The 16975-nt window shown below is 35.2% G+C and carries 13 protein-coding genes; 11 read left to right on the plus strand and 2 right to left on the minus strand.

Going from position 1 to position 16975, the window contains the following annotated elements:
• The first annotated feature begins 1 nt into the window (after window position 1).
• The 4 genes from ATE47_RS17050 to ATE47_RS17065 all read left to right on the plus strand — a co-directional run bounded on the left by ATE47_RS17050 (window position 2) and on the right by ATE47_RS17065 (window position 5555).
• The gene (locus ATE47_RS17050; protein WP_062163085.1) at window positions 2-2161 is read left to right on the plus strand and encodes a patatin-like phospholipase family protein; all 2160 of its coding nucleotides are present in this window, start codon (window positions 2-4) and stop codon (window positions 2159-2161) included.
• 3 nt (window positions 2162-2164) lie between these two features.
• Complete coding sequence (gene ybeY / locus ATE47_RS17055; RefSeq protein WP_062163086.1) at window positions 2165-2575, plus strand: rRNA maturation RNase YbeY; 411 nt, start codon at window positions 2165-2167, stop codon at window positions 2573-2575.
• A 193-nt stretch (window positions 2576-2768) separates the two neighbouring features.
• Entirely contained in the window at window positions 2769-4631 is a 1863-nt protein-coding gene (gene mnmG, locus ATE47_RS17060) for a tRNA uridine-5-carboxymethylaminomethyl(34) synthesis enzyme MnmG (protein ID WP_062163087.1), read from the plus strand.
• Window positions 4632-4733: 102 nt separating this feature from the next.
• Window positions 4734-5555, plus strand: coding sequence for a class I SAM-dependent methyltransferase (locus ATE47_RS17065; protein WP_062163088.1), 822 nt, complete (start codon window positions 4734-4736; stop codon window positions 5553-5555).
• Between the two features lie 289 nt (window positions 5556-5844).
• Here the strand turns inward: ATE47_RS17065 and ATE47_RS17070 are convergent, their stop codons facing one another.
• Window positions 5845-7035, minus strand: a complete 1191-nt coding sequence (locus ATE47_RS17070; protein WP_062163089.1) for a phosphoglycerate kinase — start codon at window positions 7033-7035, stop codon at window positions 5845-5847.
• 554 nt (window positions 7036-7589) lie between these two features.
• Between ATE47_RS17070 and rpiB the strand changes: the two genes are divergently transcribed.
• The 7 genes from rpiB to tsaB all read left to right on the plus strand — a co-directional run bounded on the left by rpiB (window position 7590) and on the right by tsaB (window position 14236).
• Window positions 7590-8024 carry a ribose 5-phosphate isomerase B gene (gene rpiB / locus ATE47_RS17075; protein ID WP_062163090.1) on the plus strand — a complete coding sequence of 145 codons (435 nt, stop codon included), beginning with the start codon at window positions 7590-7592 and terminating at the stop codon, window positions 8022-8024.
• Between the two features lie 330 nt (window positions 8025-8354).
• Window positions 8355-10508, plus strand: coding sequence for a ribonuclease R (gene rnr / locus ATE47_RS17080; protein ID WP_062163091.1), 2154 nt, complete (start codon window positions 8355-8357; stop codon window positions 10506-10508).
• A 64-nt stretch (window positions 10509-10572) separates the two neighbouring features.
• Entirely contained in the window at window positions 10573-11259 is a 687-nt protein-coding gene (locus ATE47_RS17085) for a LysE family translocator (RefSeq protein WP_062163092.1), read from the plus strand.
• Window positions 11256-12182 (plus strand): S66 peptidase family protein, encoded by a 927-nt coding sequence (locus ATE47_RS17090; protein WP_062163093.1) that lies wholly within the window; start codon window positions 11256-11258, stop codon window positions 12180-12182. The genes ATE47_RS17085 and ATE47_RS17090 overlap by 4 nt, the downstream gene beginning before the upstream one ends.
• Window positions 12183-12247: 65 nt before the next feature.
• Window positions 12248-12619, plus strand: coding sequence for a YraN family protein (locus tag ATE47_RS17095; protein WP_062163094.1), 372 nt, complete (start codon window positions 12248-12250; stop codon window positions 12617-12619).
• A 90-nt stretch (window positions 12620-12709) separates the two neighbouring features.
• Window positions 12710-13459 (plus strand): SDR family NAD(P)-dependent oxidoreductase, encoded by a 750-nt coding sequence (locus ATE47_RS17100; RefSeq protein ID WP_062163095.1) that lies wholly within the window; start codon window positions 12710-12712, stop codon window positions 13457-13459.
• Between the two features lie 87 nt (window positions 13460-13546).
• Window positions 13547-14236 carry a tRNA (adenosine(37)-N6)-threonylcarbamoyltransferase complex dimerization subunit type 1 TsaB gene (tsaB, locus tag ATE47_RS17105; RefSeq protein ID WP_062163096.1) on the plus strand — a complete coding sequence of 230 codons (690 nt, stop codon included), beginning with the start codon at window positions 13547-13549 and terminating at the stop codon, window positions 14234-14236.
• A 92-nt stretch (window positions 14237-14328) separates the two neighbouring features.
• Here tsaB and porW read toward each other — a convergent pair whose 3' ends face one another.
• Window positions 14329-16905: a type IX secretion system periplasmic lipoprotein PorW/SprE gene (gene porW / locus ATE47_RS17110; RefSeq protein WP_062163097.1), complete on the minus strand. Its 2577-nt coding sequence runs from the start codon at window positions 16903-16905 to the stop codon at window positions 14329-14331.
• Between the last annotated feature and the right edge of the window lie 70 nt (window positions 16906-16975).

The raw sequence follows: 16975 nt of genomic DNA on the forward strand, positions 1-16975 counted from the left end.
TATGAGAAAATTCCTGATTATTTTATTTGCTTTTCAGTTGCTTTTGATCCATTCTCAGGTGAAGAAAGGCCTTGTGATACCGAAAAATCCTAAAATCGGGCTTTCACTTGCTGGCGGCGGTGCTAAAGGATTTTCTCATGTGGGAGTGCTTAAGGTATTGGATTCCTTAGGAGTAAAGGTTGATTACATCGCCGGAACAAGTATGGGTGCTATTGTGGGAGGACTTTATGCTTCAGGCTATTCTGGAAAGGAAATTGAAAAAATTGTGATGGATACCGATTTTTATTCATTGATACTCGATCCAAAATCTACCCGCCAGGAAACTACTTTCTTCAATAAATCCGTAGACAAATATCTCTTGTCTATTCCATTAAAAAACGGAAAAATTACTCTTCCCTCTTCTATTAGTACAGGACAAAAAAATGTTTATTTACTTAAAGAATTATTTAAAAACGTTTCAAATATCAATGATTTTTCAAAGCTTCCGATTCCTTTCATGTGTGTTGCCACCAATTTGGAAAGCGGCAATATGGAGATATTTGAAAAAGGAGATCTGGTACAATCCATTATGGCCAGCTCAGCCTTTCCTTCGTTAATGGACCCCGTAAAAATTGGGGACAGCATTTATATTGACGGAGCAATGACGGTAAACTATCCTTCAAAGCCTTTAAAGGACAAAGGAATCGATATCGTCATCGGCGTGGATCTTAACCAGGACCTATCCAAAAGAGAGGATTTAAACAGCATTATCGACATTCTTAATCAGATTATTGACATGGGAATCAAGAAAGATACCCGGAAACAATATAAATACACTGATATTAATATTAAACCTGATCTGAAAGGTATGACCGCCACAAGCTATGACGAAAAGAAAAAGATCCTCGACAGCGGCTATGCAGAAGGCCTGAAATATTCCGAAATCTTATCACAACTGCCCAAACGTCCTTTTGACCGTCTTCGGCAACGCATAAATCCTATTTACTCCAATGTATATAAAATTGACAGCATTTCCATAGACGGAGGCCGGATTTACGGTACAAACTATGTTTTAGGAAAAATGGGACTGCGGCTTCCTTCCATGCAAACTTACGGAAGCATTAATAAAAAAATAGATAAGCTTGTTGCTACCAATAATTATAAATTTATCAATTATGATATTGTTCCTGAAAACGAATCTAATTATCTGAAACTTTATGTAACGGAAGATAATACACGGCATTTTGTAAAATTCGGTTTGCATTATGATGAAGTTTTTAAGACCGGACTTCTTGTTAATTATTCTGCAAAACGGCTCTTATTTAGAAATACCAATCTTTCTTTGGATGTAATTGTTGGAGATAAGCCAAGATACTATTTAAATTATTTTATTGATAACGGATATATTCCCGGATTCGGTATTTATTCTTCGGGAATGAGTTTTTATCTTAAAGATGATAACAATTATGATATTGATAATTGGGAATGGTTCAGGAATGAAGCCTATATCCAATCCATTTGGAAAGATAAATTTGCCATAGGAGGCGGAATTAGCCACGATTATTTCGAAGCCGAAGCCAATGGTAACAATAAACGGTACAGCCGGTTTTTGAACCCCTATGTATTCTTAAAAAGCGATACTCAGAACGACAAAGACTTCCCTTCCCGCGGAATTTACATTAATGCTGAAGGAAAGGTAATCGATTTAATGAAATCTGAAGTTGAAAAAAGGCTCGTTCAGGTAAAAGCGGATATCAGAATCAATATTCCTTTAACAAAACAATTCACCTATCGCCTCAACCTGTACGGCGGAATCACAATAGGAAACAATCTTCCTCAATTCTACCAATACAGACTGGGAGGAATTTTTGAACAGAATATTGTTAATTTCAGAAGCTTTTCAGGATTCTATTTTGGGCAACTTAATACCAATAATGTTATTTTAATTTCCAATGATCTTCAGTTTAAGTTTAATAAAAACTATTTCATCAGCGGAAACTTTTCATTAGCCAATCTTTCCGATGATATAAGCTTCGAAGACGCTGTACAGCTAAATTATAGCTCACTGGGAATTACGGCAGGATACAAATCGCCTTTCGGGCAGATCAAGGTCAACTTCAGTCACTCACTTAAAAATAATCAAAAAGGCATATTCAGTGTTATTTTAGGACACTGGTTTTAAACAATGATACAATTCTTTTACGAAAACTTACCGGAATCTGTACACGCAGACTACAAAAAATGGCTGGAAGATATCATTCTTTCAGAAGGAAAAAAACTTGGAGAAATCAATTATATCTTCTGTGATGATGAATATTTGCTGAAAGTAAATCAGGATTATCTACAGCATGATTACTATACAGACATTATTACTTTCGACTATGTAAAAGGGAAAACGATAAGCGGAGAGATTTTCGTATCTTTGCAGCGCATTTCAGACAATGCTTCTACCCTATCCAGAGAATATGAAGAAGAATTAAGAAGAGTTTTGGCTCACGGCATTCTTCACCTTTGTGGATACAAGGATAAAACCGAGGAAGAAGAACAGTTAATGCGAAGTAAAGAAGATCATTATTTAGCAAAATATAATAATTAAATAATTAGAAGCTTAATCCCGCTATCCGCACTCGCTTTTTTTCTTTTTCAAAGAAAAAAGAGCTCAAACAAATGCTACTATCGGGGCTAAATAATACGGAATACAGGCACTTTCAGACCTTATTTCGAAACAATGTTTCACGTGAAACATTTAATAGAAAATAAAAAATTTAAGGCTTAAACAAGCAATTAAAATGATTTCAGAAATATATGATGTAATTGTAGTTGGTGCCGGTCACGCAGGATGTGAGGCAGCAGCTGCAGCAGCAAACTTAGGTTCAAAAACGCTGCTAGTTACAATGAACATGCAGACTATCGGACAGATGAGCTGCAACCCCGCGATGGGTGGAATCGCAAAAGGACAAATTGTACGCGAAATAGATGCAATGGGAGGATATTCAGGAATTGTGGCGGATAAATCTGCTATTCAATTCAAGATGCTAAACCTTTCCAAAGGTCCCGCCATGTGGTCTCCAAGAACACAAAACGACAGGATGCTTTTCGCAGAAGAATGGCGTTTAGCGTTAGAAAACACACCAAATCTTGACTTCTTTCAGGATATGGTAAAACAGCTTATTGTCGAAAATAACAAGGTAACAGGTGTTATTACTTCTTTGGGAATTGAGATAAAAAGTAAATCAGTAGTTCTTACAAACGGTACTTTCCTGAACGGATTAATCCACGTTGGAGATAAACAATTAGGCGGCGGAAGAATGGGTGAACCAAGAGCTTTTGGTATTACAGAACAACTCGTTTCCTTAGGTTTTGAAGCAGGAAGAATGAAAACCGGTACTCCACCGAGAGTAGATGGAAGAAGCCTTGATTATTCTAAAATGGAAGAACAAAAAGGAGATGAAAACCCTCAAAAATTCAGCTATTTAGATACTCCCAAAATAACTAAACAATTAAGTTGCCATATCGTTTATACCAACGAAACGGTGCACGATATTTTACGTGAAGGATTCGACAGAAGTCCTATGTTTAATGGTACAATTCAAAGTTTGGGACCAAGATATTGCCCAAGTATTGAAGATAAAATCAATCGTTTTGCAGAAAGAAACAGGCACCAGTTATTTGTAGAGCCGGAAGGCTGGAAAACGGTAGAAATATATGTAAACGGATTCAGCTCCTCTTTACCGGAAGATGTTCAGATCAAAGCTATGAAGCATATTCCAGGTTTTGAAAATGTAAAAGTGTTTCGTCCAGGCTATGCTATTGAATATGACTACTTCCCTCCTACTCAATTAAAGCATACTTTAGAGACAAAATTAATCGATAATTTATACTTTGCAGGTCAGATTAATGGTACAACCGGTTATGAGGAAGCAGCCGGACAAGGATTAATTGCAGGTATAAATGCCCACAATAAAGTACACGAAAAGGATGATTTCATTCTTAACAGAGATGAAGCTTATATCGGTGTTTTAATCGATGATTTAATCACAAAAGGTACGGAAGAACCTTACAGAATGTTCACTTCCAGAGCAGAATACAGGCTACTTTTAAGACAGGATAATGCAGACATCAGATTAACTGAAAAAGCTTATCAATTAGGCCTTGCAAAAGAAGATCGACTAAGAAGAGTTGAAGAGAAAATTGCTAAAAGTGAGGAACTTGAAGCCTTTTTACGGGAAACCTCTTTAAAACCAGGCGTTATTAATCCTATTCTTGAGAGTATGGATAGTAATCCTGTAGATCAGGCTTACAGAGCAGCTCAATTCCTTACAAGACCTAATATTACACTCGAAAAGTTGGAAAATATTGATATTATAAAGGAAAAAGCTTCTCAATATGACGATGAAGTAAGGGAACAGGCAGAAGTAAATATCAAATATAAAGGGTATATTGAAAAGGAAAAAGAAAATGTAGCAAAATTAAACCGTCTGGAAAATATTAAAATTCCGGAAGATTTTGATTTTACAAAGATCTCCAGCCTTTCTGCAGAAGCCAAACAAAAAATGACCAATGTAAAGCCAAAAACAATTGCCCAGGCCGGAAGAATAAGTGGCGTTTCTCCCGCTGATATTAATGTTTTATTGGTTTATTTAGGACGATAATTAATATATGTTTCACGTGAAACATAAAGAAAATTTGAAATAAAATTAATTGAAATTTGAGGCTTTAAAAGAGCTTCAAATTTCATTTTAAATACGAATAAAATGAAAATTAAAGATCATTTTCTTTCACAGGAAATATTTGAAATTAAAGAAACGGAAACAAAAGGAGTTTTTAAAACCTCCCCTATTCCATCCAATATTTCCAAATATTATGAAAGCGAAGATTATATTTCTCATCATCAGGATTCTGGAAGTTTAAAAGAAAAGCTTTATAAATTTTTACAGTCATTCAATTTACAGTATAAAAAAACAATTCTTTTAGATAGAATTCAAAAAGGATCCAGAGTTTTAGATTATGGTTGTGGTGCCGGAGAATTTGTAAAATATATAGAAAATGATTTTCAAACTTTCGGATTTGAGCCAGATGCAGATGCAAGGAATGCAGCACACAGTAAAGTTTCAAAAGCTAAAATTTTAGACGATATTAATAATATTGAAGATCAAAGTCTAGATGCAATTACTCTATGGCATGTTTTCGAGCACGTAGAAAATCAGGATGAAATGCTTGAAATTTTCAATAAAAAGTTAAAAGAAAAAGGACTATTAATTATAGCTGTTCCCAACCCTACTTCTTACGATGCCAAACATTATAAAGAATATTGGGCAGCTTATGATGTACCAAGACACATCTATCATTTTTCAAAAAACGGAATGGAAAATTTAATTTCAAAGAAACCAAACTGGAAAATGAGAAAAATCAAACCTTTGGTTTTAGATTCTTATTACATCTCAATGTTGAGCGAAAAATATAAAAAATCACCCCTTTTTTGGCTAAAAGCCATCATCTACGGAACGATTTCTAACGTAAAAGCCCTTTTTTCGAACGAATTTTCAAGTTTGATATACATTATCGAAAAAAAGTAGAAAATCGATTTTTGACACATTTCTAAAGGTCAATTTTCAGCAATTCTACATAAAAAATTAAAAAACTCAAGAAAATTTCTTGAGTTTTTATTTTTAACGGTATATCTAAATTTTTACTTTGTAAATGTTAACAGAAAATTTTATTTAAGTTTATAAATAATTTAAGCTCCTCAAAACTTGATTTTATCATTTTCACAAAGTTTAATAAAAACCAAATATTTATAATTTAATAAAATAAAAAGTCCACCAAAAACTCAGCGGACTTAAAATTTATATTAATTACAATTTCTTATTTATTAATTGCAGCAACTCCGGGAAGTTCCAATCCTTCCAAACTTTCAAGCATCGCTCCACCTCCAGTCGAAACATAGCTCACTTTCTCATCATATCCGAACTGCTTCACGAAAGCAACACTATCCCCACCTCCAACTAAAGAGAAAGCTCCCTGTCTTGTTGCTTCTGCAATGCTATCACCAAGAGCAATAGTTCCTGCTGCAAAATTTGACATTTCAAAAACTCCAATTGGTCCGTTCCAAAGAATTGTTCTTGAATTTAAAAGAATATCATTAAATTGATCTCTTGATTTCGGGCCTGCATCCAATCCCATCCATCCTTCAGGAATTGTATAAATATCAATTTCTTTCCTATCAGCATCATTACTAAAACTTTCGGCAATGATTGCATCAGACGGCAGATAAACTTTTACATTATGCTGCTTTGCTTTTCCTAAAATTTCAAGAGCAAGAGGTAATTTATCTTCTTCAACCAATGAATTTCCTATCTTCCCACCAAGAGCTTTAATGAATGTAAAAGCCATTCCACCACCGATGATTAAATTGTCGACGGCTGGTAAAATATTTTCTATAATGGTAATTTTAGTTGAAACTTTTGATCCTCCAAGTATCGCAGTTACAGGACGTTCACCACTTTTTAAAACTCTGTCGATTGCCTGAAGCTCTTTTGCCATCAGTAAACCGAAAAATTTAGTTGAAGGGAAAAATTTAGCAATTACAGCTGTTGAAGCATGTGCTCTGTGGGCTGTTCCAAAGGCATCATTTACATAAGCATCTGCTAATTTAGAAAGCTGCTCAGCAAAGCCTTCATCACCTTTTTCTTCTTCATTATGAAAACGCAGATTCTCCAATAAAAGAATTTCGCCTGGCTTTAGTTCAGATGCAGCCTGTACAGCCTTCTCTCCTACACATTCTTCTACGAACTTTACTTCCTGGCCCAAAACGTTAGAAACTTCTCCAACTATATGCTTCAACGAAAACTCATCTTTTACTTCACCTTTTGGTCTTCCAAGGTGAGCCATCAGGATTACAGAACCTCCGTCCTTAAGGATTTTATCAATGGTAGGCTTTACCGCCACTATTCTTGTATTATCTGTAACTTTCAGCTGGTCATCCTGCGGAACATTGAAATCCACCCTTACCAGAGCCTTCTTTTCTTTAAAATTGAAATCATTGATTGTTTTCATAAATAACCTAGAATTTTCTTTTCACAAATGTAAGATTTTAAAATATTTGAAAAGGCCCAACCCGACAAAAGTTTTCAAAAACTTTCCCGCAAACCCAACATTCACTAATCAACATTTTTTTCTCTTTATAAAAAAAAGAATATGTCTTTGTTGTTAAGTGATGTGAGTTTCGGGGATAAGTTTTTGAGAAATATTTCATAACATTAATTTTCAATTCAATTCATATTTAATTCACAATACAAATTGCTGTAAATCTGATTCTTTGGTTCGTTACTAACAATTATGGATAACTTTTCTCCAAGATCTTTATGAATAACTGATCTATGGAGAAACTCCATAAATCTCACCCGAAAGTTTTCGAAAGTATTTGTTAAAATTTTAGGAAGCAAGTTTCATTACAAATTTTTTCCATGTTACGAAACATTTACTTTGCCGGAGTTATCCACAGTTATTCACAATGCTTTTCACAATTTACCCCCGAAAGACTAACAGGCTTTGTTATTATTCTTACCTTTGTAAGGAAATGAATCAAGTAAGACTTAATAAAGCAGTTTATGAAAAGAAAAATCGCTATTGCCGCTGACCATGCAGGTTTTGAATACAAAGAAATTGTTAAGAACTATTTATCAGAAAACTTTGAGGTTCAGGATTTTGGAACGTTCTCCACAGACAGTGTGGATTATCCGGACTTCGTGCATCCTGCGGCAACTTCAGTAGAAAACGGAGAAAATGAACTAGGTATTTTAATATGTGGCAGTGGAAATGGAGTTCAGATTACAGCAAACAAGCATCAGAAAATTCGTTGCGCACTTTGCTGGATGCCGGAGATTGCAACATTGGCCAGACAGCATAATGATGCCAATATGATTTCGATACCAGCGAGATTTATCTCTAAGGAATTAGCTATTGAAATTGTAGATAAATTCCTGTCAACAGATTTTGAAGGTGGAAGACACCAAAACAGAGTTGATAAAATCGCATTTTGCTAAAACTATAAAGGCTTGTAAATCAATTTGCAAGCCTTATTTATTTTTAATTTTGTATATTTGCACCGTACAATAGAATTTACCAATCTATTATCTACCAGAAACCTTTACAATATTTAATAAAAGGTTTTCCCCTCTCTTCTCCATATTTGTATTAAATTTATACAAAACTAAAACTCCCCTTGTAAATAAATTGGAAGGAAAATTGATGTTGTTGAAATAAAGAATAATAGTTTTAGTAAATATTAAAATTTATCTAAATAATTGTGAGATGATTTAAAAACAGTTTTAATTTTTTAAATTAAAATTGTAACTAACTAATAATTAATAAATATGCCAAAAAAAAGAAAATATATAAGTCAGAAAAATGATCATAAATTACAGGAAATAGGAAGACTTATTCTGCGTTTTATGAATGAAAATTCTACGAAGATCTATAATTATAAGCAGATCGCGGACGGAATAGATCACAAAAATCCAAGACAGAGAGAGCTTGTTATCCAGGCTTTGCATAAGCTTCAGGCTGATGAAAGGATTAAAGAAACAGAAAAAGGAAAATATATCGTAAACCTTAATATAAAAGGAACACTTACCGGAACTATAGATTTCAACCAATCCGGGAATGCCTACGTAAGTGTCGAAGGACTGGAAGATGATATTTTTATCCATTCCAAAAATGTAAAAGATGCGTTACAGGGTGATAAAGTTTTAATCGTAACCTATACTTATAAAGGAAAAAAACTGGAAGGTTCTGTTTTGGAAGTTCTGGAAAGAACAAGAACGGAATTTGTAGGAACTTTACAGGTGGTTACCCATAAAGATTTCGGATTTGTTGTTTGTGATAAAAAGACAATAAATACAGATATTTTTATTCCTAAAGGAAAATTCGGGGGTGCGGAAGACGGCGATAAAGTAGTCGTAAAAATGACAGAATGGAAACCCGGCGACAAAAATCCTGAAGGTGAAATTATCCAGGTTTTAGGAGCTCCCGGTGAGCATGAAACGGAGATTCACTCTATTCTTGCAGAGTACGGCTTACCATACGAATTCCCTGAAGAAGTTGAAAGAGATGCCGATAAAATTGACAGAAGTATCAATGATGAAGAAGTAGCAAAACGTTGGGATATGCGTGGAATTACGACCTTCACCATTGACCCGAAAGATGCAAAAGACTTTGATGATGCCTTGTCAATCAGGAAGTTAGAAAACGGGAACTGGGAAATTGGTGTTCATATTGCGGACGTTTCACATTATGTGGTTCCCGGAACTATTTTAGATGATGAAGCCTATCAGAGAGCGACTTCAATTTACCTTGTAGACCGCGTTGTACCGATGCTTCCGGAAGTTTTGAGTAATGATGTTTGTTCACTTCGTCCGAATGAAGATAAATTCACATTCTCTGCTGTTTTTGAACTGGATGATGATGCAAAAATTCATAAACAATGGTTTGGAAGAACGGTTATTCATTCTGACAGAAGATTCTCGTATGAGGAAGCTCAGGAAAGAATTGAAACAAAACAGGGTGATCTTCAGGAAGAAATCAATGTGTTGGACAGATTAGCGAAAATCATGCGAGCAGAACGTATCAGAAACGGTGCAATTACGTTCGACAGAAGCGAAGTTCGATTTAATTTAGATGAAAAAAATGAGCCGGTGGGTGTCTACTTTAAAATAAGTAAAGATTCAAATCATTTGATTGAAGAATTCATGCTGCTTGCGAATAAAAAAGTATCTGAATTTGTTTCTTTAAATAAAAGAGGAGAAATCTCTCAGAATACATTTATTTACAGGATTCATGATGATCCGGATCCTGCAAAACTGGAATCTTTAAGAGATTTTGTTTCCACTTTCGGATATAAAATGGATCTTGCCAATACCAAAAAAGTTGCCGAATCATTAAACAGATTATTGCACGACGTAAAAGGAAAAGGCGAAGAAAATATGATCGAAACACTAGCGATGAGAAGTATGAGCAAAGCAGTATACTCAACGGAGCCTATTGGTCACTACGGGCTTGGTTTTGATTTCTATTCTCACTTTACCTCTCCTATCCGTCGTTATCCGGATTTGATTGCACACCGTTTGCTTCAACATTATCTGGATGGAGGAAAATCTCCAAACAAAGCAGAGCTTGAAGAAAAAGCAAAGCATTGCAGCTCCATGGAAAGATTGGCGGCCGATGCAGAAAGGGATTCTATCAAATACATGCAGGTGAAATTCATGGAAAAACATTTGGGAGAAACTTTCAATGGAGTAATTTCCGGTGTTGCTGAATTTGGTTTCTGGGTAGAAATCCCTGAAAATGGTGCAGAAGGCTTGATTAAATTAAGAGATTTAGTGGACGATTCTTATACCTATGATTCCAAAACTCATGCAGTATACGGCTCGAGACACGGAAAAAGATACCAATTGGGAGATAATGTTCAGATAAAAGTTGTGAAGGCAAACTTGATTCAAAAGCAGTTAGATTTCAAGATTGTTGATTAATTAAAACATAAAGGCTAACTTTGTATAAGTGGGATGAAATTTTTTTCATTTAAAAAGCTATTGAATGTTTGAACTTATATTATCTGCTATTGTATTGGGATTCATGTTGAGTCTGGTTTTTATAGGACCTATTTTTTTCCTGCTCATAGAAACCAGTTTTTCAAGAGGCCCAAAACATGCCCTGGCCTTGGATATCGGCGTTATTTCTGCAGATCTTCTGTGTATTTTGGCGGCCTATTATGCAAGTGCAGATATTGTTACTTTAATAGACAAACATCCTGGTTTTTACAGGATTACAGCAATACTTATTTTTATATACGGCATCGTGATGATGGTTACCAAAACCAAGATGCACATGCCCGGCGAAGAAAGAATCATTAATCAGAATTATTTTAAAACATTCATTAATGGTTTTTTCTTTAATCTTTTAAATGTAGGAGTAATCCTTTTCTGGCTGGTAACGGTGATTTCCGTAAGGAATCAATATCCGGATACCGGCAATTTTATTTTTTACATCAGCATTGTTATTGCCACTTACCTTTGTATTGACCTTGCAAAGATCTTTCTGGCAAAGCAATTCCACGATAAATTGACACAAAGACTTGCCAACCAGATCAGAAGAATTGTTGGCGGAATCCTCATCGTTTTCAGCTTCTTTATTTTCCTGCAAAGCTTCAAAAAATTCAATCAATTCGATAGGCAATTGGAAGAAGCCGAAAAAACTGAAGTAAAATATCAAAAGACCAAATGAAAAAAATCTTTCCAAAATCCCTTAAAAAAGGTGATAAAATAGCCATTATTTCCCCTGCCGGAGCCGTAGATGAGACTCAGCTTCAAAAGGGAATCGAAATGATTAAAAACAAAGGTTACGAACCCATTTTAGGAGAACATCTTTATACTAAGTTTTCCAACGGCTACAATTACGCAGGAACAGAACAGGAAAGAATAAAAGACCTCAATTGGGCCTTAAATGACAACGAAATTTCTGCAATTTGGGCTTCCAGAGGCGGTTACGGATGTCAGCATTTAGTTGAAAGCTTAAACTTAAAAAATTTCATTAAAAATCAAAAATGGTACATCGGTTATTCTGATAACACGGTGATCCAAAGTTATTTATTGAAAAAAGGGTTCGCTTCCATTCACGGACAAACCGTTAAAACTTCCAGCTTTGGAGTAACGGAAGAAAGCTATGATCTTATTTTTGATATTTTAAAGGGTAAAAAGCTAAAATATAACCTTGAGTCGCATCAATTTAATAAGAATGGAAATATTGAAGGAGAATTGATTGGAGGAAATTTAGCCTTAATTTATGCGCTTTTAGGAACAAAATATTCTTTTGATTTTAAAGATAAAATTTTATTCATTGAAGATATCGGCGAAAATTTTTACGCGCTCGACCGAATGATTATGAGCTTGGAACTGGCAGGTGTTTTTAAAAAAATATCAGGATTAATTGTTGGCGGAATGACCAATATGGGCGATGAAAAAGACAATAAACAATACGAAGAAAGCTTCGATGAATTTACCTATCAATTAATTTCAGACAGAATTTCAAAATACAAGTTTCCGGTAGTTTTTGGCTTTCCAAATGGTCATATCAAAGACAACCGACCGCTGATTATCGGTGGAAATGTGAAGGTAAAAGTTGAGGATAAGGTTAAGATTGAGTTTTAAGAATAAATTATTTTAAAAATAAGGTGATTTTAACTCACAAACACTAAAACCCTCAAATCCCAACAATGGCTTCACACAACGATTTAGGAAAGAAAGCAGAAGATCTTGCAGCAGAATTTCTACAGAAAAACGGCTATAAAGTCTTAATAAGAAACTTCCGTTTTCAAAAAGCGGAAATAGACATCATTGCTGAAAAAGATAATTTAATTATTATTACAGAAGTAAAAGCACGTTCAACAGATGCTTTTATGTTGCCTCAGGAAGCCGTTAACAAAAGGAAAATTTCATTAATAGTCTCCGCAGCGAACAATTATCTGGAAGAATTTAATAAAAACCAGGAAGTAAGATTTGACATAATTTCTGTTCTTCCGGATGAAAAAGGAAGATTAGTTATCGAACATATTCAGGATGCTTTTGAAGCATTCGATGCCAATTGAATAATGCACAATTTAATAATGTACCAGTTTACCAATGATTGTAATCTTGTTAAATTATTAAGATCGCTATATTAAAGATTTATAATTTTTATGAAAACAATATTAGTGACCGGAGCCACTTCCGGAATAGGAAAATCCACTGCAGAGCTTCTTGCAAAACAAGATAACAGAGTCGTTATTTGTGGAAGGAGATCTGAAGTTTTGGAGTCTTTAAAAACAGAACTTTCTGCTTTCACCGAAATATTTAGTTTAAAGTTTGATGTCAGGAATCTGGAGGAAGTTGAAACTGCCATTAATTCGCTTCCGGAAGAATGGAAAAATATTGATGTTTTGATTAACAATGCAGGAAATGCACACGGTTTAGACCCTCTTTCTGCAGGCAAAACCGACGATTGGGACTCTATGATCGACGGAAATGTGAAAGGGCTTTTATATGTTTCCAAAATGATTATTCCTGGAATGAAAGAAAGAAACTCCGGACATATTGTGAATATCAGCTCGATTGCAGCGAGACAGACTTATGCAAACGGAGTTGTGTATTGTGCGACCAAAAAAGCCGTCGATGTTATTTCCGAAGGAATGCGTTTAGAATTAACCGAATTCGGTATTAAGGTTACCAATATTCAACCTGGAGCTGTTGAAACGGATTTTTCTTTGGTTAGATTTAAAGGAGATAACGAAAGAGCAGCAACAGTGTATGCAGGGTATGAGCCTTTAAAAGCCGAAGATATTGCAGATTCTATCGCGTATTGTGTGAATGCTCCGAAACATGTCTGTATTTCTGATATGACGATTTACCCGACAGCTCAGGCGGAACCAAGAACGATTTACAGAAAATAGTTTCGAAATTATGGCTTAAATTTGCAGAATGTTTAGCATTTTATTCATTGATAAATTGCTATACTGTTAAATTGTTACATTAAAAAAATGAAAATTTTATATCTCGAAACATCTTCAAAAAACTGCTCGGTAGCTATTTCTGAAAATGAAAAGCTGCTTTGCTTGACGGAAGAGGTTTCTGAAAACTATAAGCAGTCCGAAAGTCTCCACACTTTTGTAGAATGGGCTTTGGAAGGCGCCGGAATTTCAATGAAGGATATTGAGGCCGTTTCTTTGGGCAAAGGGCCTGGTTCATATACAGGATTAAGAATTGGTGCTTCTTCTGCAAAAGGCTTTTGTTATGGGCTAAAAGTTCCATTGATTGCCGTGAATTCTTTAGAAAGCATGATTGAGCCTTTTTTAGGGCAAAACTATGATTTTGTAATCCCAATGGTGGACGCAAGGAGAATGGAGGTTTATACAGCTGTTTATGATGGGAAAACCGGAGATGAGATCTCTGAAACGGAAGCTAAAATTTTAGATGAAACTTCTTTTGAAGAATTTAAAAATAAAAAAATACTTTTTGTAGGAGACGGCGCGAAAAAAGCAAAGGACATTTTACAGCTTCCAAACGCTGAATATAATGAAAGCATCTACCCTTCTGCTCAGTATTTAATCAAAAAAACTATTGAAAAAATTGATAAAAAAGAGTTTGAAGACGTTGCATATTTCGAACCGTTTTACCTCAAAGAATTTCATGGAGTAAAGAAAAAGAAACCGTCAGATTCTATTGACTAAAAAATAAAAGGTATAAAAAAAGCGAAGAATTAATCTTCGCTTTTCTTTTTTATTGAGGTTTTGCGGGTATTGAACCCGGATTTTGTAAAACATTAGTTAGGATTCTTTGGCGGGCGGTTAGTATTACCGCTGGACGGCTGTACTTGTTGAGGGTTGTTCATCATCTGGCTGTTATTAGCTGGATTTTGAGGAACACCGGAATTGTTCAGCTGTGTCGGATTCTGTGGCACATTATTGCCCAAATTTCCAGGATTCTGAGGCACATTATTTCCTTTATTATCCGTAGGCTGGAAGTTGAGTTCAGACTTCAGGTAATTAAGCATTTCCTTGGCCTTTTCTCCTTCCGGAGTTTTGGTATAATTCAAAGCAATCTGTTCCAGCTGGAGGATCATTACCTCTTTCCCACTCGATTTCCCTGCATTGAAGGCATTTAATAAATATAATTTAGGGACTAAAGCATCTTTAGGATATTTCTGAATCGTTTGATCTATAATTTCCCTACTTTCCCCGAATTTCTCAGATTCATACAACGCAAAAGCCTGTTTATACTGGCTTTCAACATCTACAGAAGATTTTACGAAGCTGGTATTCTTAGGATTTCTCGCAAATTCTGCATAAGAAGTATATGGATAATCCGTCAGTAAAATCTGTTTTGCCCTTTCTGCAATCTGTGGATTTTTCTCATAATTCATCGCGAAGATTTCATACAAAGCCTGCAGCATTACCTTTTCTTCCGGCTTTACATCCACCAGATCATACAATGTTTTGGTAGCTAAAGGAGTATTTGTAAAGTAATTCTGATACATTACGCCTAATCCCAGAGAAGCGGTATCTCTGTCCTTTTTCAATTGGCCTAATTTGGTTGCATCTGTAGGAATTTGTTCAATATAAAAAGCAGGCTCAAAACGTCTTGGATTTGGGACATCGGTTGTTCCTAAAGCCTCATTTTTCATGTCTTCAATCGTTGCCATTTTTTTAGAAAAACGCCAGTTATCAACCAGGGCTCTTTCTCCCCAGGTCTGCTTAAACGTAGAAGTTCCTTTGCTTACAGTTCCGGTATTTGAGAAATAAAAACCTCTTGTTGCCACTCCGAAATCTTCAAAAGAACTTGAGCTGTTGGCAAAAATTGAATTTGCATTGTAAACTCCTGTATCAAACCCTTTGCTTCTTTCCGCACGTCTTCTTTCCAGTTCTTCCCTTTCTTCTTTTGCTTTTATTTTTGCAATATATTTTGTGAAAAAGTCGGTTTTCTGCTCAGTACTCATTTTAGCTAAATTCAGAATACTGTCATTTTTTTTAATTAAATAATAGTTTCTTGAGATTTTTTTAATGTAAGTTGATTGGTCAGCTAAAAGAACTTTTGAAGGTTCATACGTCATTACAGCCAATGCAGAATCATAATAAGCTCCTGCCCCGATATAATCATTTTTGTCCAAGTACCCCTTTCCTATTTCATAATAAGCCAGACCACGAACCTGTGGATCCGAAACTTTTTCTTTCAGAGATTTTCTGAAATATTCCTGAGCCTCGTCCTTTTTTCCGGCTTTATTGGCCATTAAGCCTAGTGCATAGTAAAATTCGTTCTTTCTCGAGCCATAAGTTCCTTTTTTACTGATGTCTTCAAGATATTTTTTTGCGCCGCTGTAATCTCCTTTTCCGTTAAAAGTTTTTGCAATTTCGATTTGCGATTTTACCTCAAATTCAAAATCATTGGCATATTTATAAGCAGCCATAAAACTTTCTCTAGCTCTTTCGTTCTGTCCGATATTTTCCAACACCTGTCCTCTCAGGTATGCAATTCTGCTTTTCAGTTTTCTGTTGGAATTCAGTTCAAAAGCGCGGTCAAGCTCTTTTACGGCTTCTTCTTTTTTATCTGCATCCAAATAAGCTTCAGCCTGATAAATGCTTAAAAGCTTATCATAGTCTTTGCTTATTTTTTCACTTTTTAATTTATTGAAAACATCCTGAGCCTTATGATAATCTTTTACCTGAGCGTAGGCTAAACCTTGATAAACTTTAGCCAAAGGAAGCCTTTTATCATCTTTCATGTGGGTGAAAACGTAATTTAAAGCATCTAAAGCTTCCAAAGATTTGCCTCTATAGATTCGTGCCTGGGCCAGAATCATATAAGCTTCAAAAATCTGTTTGTTTTGCTCTTCACCATGCTTGATGACAGAATATTTATTAATTGCTTTTAAAGCTTTTGCCTCTGCAATTTCTAAAGTTGTTGCCCCTTTCTGTTCCGGCTGATTGGGATCAGCTCCCACACCGTTTGTTCCAGACAAAGTGTTATTGCCCGGATTTCCAGGCATTCCTGGCGGCATTCCCGGAGGACCATTTTTACCGTTATTGGGATTATTCTGGGCAGGTCTGTTTACTTCAGCCATTTTCATGGAATTTTCGGCAAAAGCCTGTGACTGACCAAGATCACTTCCCAAAGGTTGATCCTCATAGGTGAGAATAGGAATATAAGGTGCATAAAAATTGTCCTTATGACCTTTATCTCTTGTTTCAAATTCGCTGTTTAACGCATCTTTTGCATTAAAAAGGGTATTGTAGTATGTGGAAAATCCTTTCATGAACTTCGATCTCTGATCCGGCCTCTTGGTTTTTGTGGCACAAGAAGCTACGATACAAAGCACTAAAAGGAATAAAATATTCTTTTTCATTATTTCAATATAACTCGCTAATCTACTTTTTATTATCAGTAGGATAGATGATTTTGTAAAAATAATAAAA

It is taken from the genome of Chryseobacterium sp. IHB B 17019 (assembly GCF_001456155.1).
Classification (GTDB): Bacteria; Bacteroidota; Bacteroidia; order Flavobacteriales; family Weeksellaceae; genus Chryseobacterium.

Coding starts and splice junctions, on each gene's coding strand:
- ATE47_RS17050 (WP_062163085.1), top strand. CDS start 2: ATGAGAAAATTCCTGATTATTTTATTTGCTTTTCAGTTGCTTTTGATC.
- ybeY (WP_062163086.1), top strand. CDS start 2,165: ATGATACAATTCTTTTACGAAAACTTACCGGAATCTGTACACGCAGAC.
- mnmG (WP_062163087.1), top strand. CDS start 2,769: ATGATTTCAGAAATATATGATGTAATTGTAGTTGGTGCCGGTCACGCA.
- ATE47_RS17065 (WP_062163088.1), top strand. CDS start 4,734: ATGAAAATTAAAGATCATTTTCTTTCACAGGAAATATTTGAAATTAAA.
- ATE47_RS17070 (WP_062163089.1), bottom strand. CDS start 7,035: ATGAAAACAATCAATGATTTCAATTTTAAAGAAAAGAAGGCTCTGGTA.
- rpiB (WP_062163090.1), top strand. CDS start 7,590: ATGAAAAGAAAAATCGCTATTGCCGCTGACCATGCAGGTTTTGAATAC.
- rnr (WP_062163091.1), top strand. CDS start 8,355: ATGCCAAAAAAAAGAAAATATATAAGTCAGAAAAATGATCATAAATTA.
- ATE47_RS17085 (WP_062163092.1), top strand. CDS start 10,573: ATGTTTGAACTTATATTATCTGCTATTGTATTGGGATTCATGTTGAGT.
- ATE47_RS17090 (WP_062163093.1), top strand. CDS start 11,256: ATGAAAAAAATCTTTCCAAAATCCCTTAAAAAAGGTGATAAAATAGCC.
- ATE47_RS17095 (WP_062163094.1), top strand. CDS start 12,248: ATGGCTTCACACAACGATTTAGGAAAGAAAGCAGAAGATCTTGCAGCA.
- ATE47_RS17100 (WP_062163095.1), top strand. CDS start 12,710: ATGAAAACAATATTAGTGACCGGAGCCACTTCCGGAATAGGAAAATCC.
- tsaB (WP_062163096.1), top strand. CDS start 13,547: ATGAAAATTTTATATCTCGAAACATCTTCAAAAAACTGCTCGGTAGCT.
- porW (WP_062163097.1), bottom strand. CDS start 16,905: ATGAAAAAGAATATTTTATTCCTTTTAGTGCTTTGTATCGTAGCTTCT.